Genomic DNA, 1,381 nt, shown 5'->3' with positions numbered 1-1,381 from the left:
AAACTGAACAATTCCCCGAATAACGAAATTTTGAACGATGCACGTTGGCTGGAGAACTTTTGCTTTGGGCTGACAATTCCGCCAGAGCGGAAAAGAGCGTTGGGAAAAACTATTAATAGGCGCTGGGCCAGGGCAAAGGTGTGCGATGGAATCGTGCGCTGGCGCAGCGGCTATTTAATATAACGGCTAATTATATAACACATCAGCTAGAAGCACTGAACCCAAAAGATCATCACTCAAAACGTGCACGTCAAAATTCCCTGCGATAGCAGGTTAACATAATATCATTATATAATCAAGCTGTACGATAATCGTCAAAAGCCACACAGCAATAAACTATAGCTTTGTTATATAATTTATATTATGTTAAATAGGTATTCTTGGAAATGCCCTCCTTTGTTTGTAATGAACAGTTAGCTCTTATTTCATTCTAATGAACTATTCCGCGTATCTTTAATAAGCACCTCGCCTTAGTGTGCATGAAGAAAGCGATTACCATCACTGCATTTCTACTACTACTTAGCTGGAATGCATTTTCTCAAACGAGCAAGCTGGATAGTTTGCTAACCCTACTTCCCCAAGCCACGGATGAAGTACGAATCTCCTTACTTCATGAAATCGTGAAAGCTGCCTGGACCACTGAGCCAGATCAAGTCATCGGCTATGCCCGTGAGGCTATAGCGCTCTCACAGGACTCAGAAAATCTTGAGTTGCTCTCTACGTCGTACAGAATCCTTGGTGGTCTCTACAATTACATGAGCCAAATAGATTCTGGTAAATACTACAAACAGCAAGCGCTTATTATCGCATTGAAGCTGCAAAATCCAAACCTGCTGGCGTCTTCTTACAACAACCTGGGCGTCACGTCACAAACGCTGGGCAACTATGTGGAAGCGCTCGAGTATTTCTATCGTGCGTATCTCATCAGCAAATCCATCCCTAACTACAACGGCTTACCGATCGTGCTTGCCAATATTTCTGAAGTCTATTACGACCTCAACGAATATGACAGTGCGACACGCTATGCACACATGGCTGTAGAAATTACCAGCAGCCAGCCCAACACGTCTCGCCACCTGCTTACGCTCAATGCCCTGGCGCGTCCTACACTGGCCAATGCTGAATTTACGGTAGCTAATAGCCTGTATTCCACCATTATCATCATCAGCGCGGAAATTGGTGATAAACGCTACAGTGCCTATGCCAGCCAAGGTTTGGGCAAACTAAACGCAGCACAGAACTTCCCAATCACCGCACGCTCACACTACAACAATGCGCTGGCCTTGTTCACCGAGTTGGACGACCAAGCCTATCTGGCGGAGCTATACACCGATCTTGGTCGCTTAAACGTGGATTCTAGGCCGGATTCATCGTTACATTA

General features: G+C 45.1%; 2 protein-coding genes. Both read left to right on the top strand.

Going from position 1 to position 1,381, the window contains the following annotated elements:
* Positions 1 to 183 (top strand): hypothetical protein (locus IQ256_RS29955; RefSeq protein WP_228025405.1); only part of this gene is annotated, 183 nt, incomplete at its 5' end.
* A gap of 296 nt (positions 184 to 479) precedes the next feature.
* Positions 480 to 1,381 (top strand): tetratricopeptide repeat protein (locus IQ256_RS29250; RefSeq protein ID WP_193859186.1); only part of this gene is annotated, 902 nt, incomplete at its 3' end.

The sequence above is a fragment of the cf. Phormidesmis sp. LEGE 11477 genome (assembly GCF_015207105.1).
Lineage (GTDB): Bacteria > Cyanobacteriota > Cyanobacteriia > Phormidesmidales > Phormidesmidaceae > Phormidesmis.
This window is presented reverse-complemented; position numbering and strand designations above follow the sequence as displayed.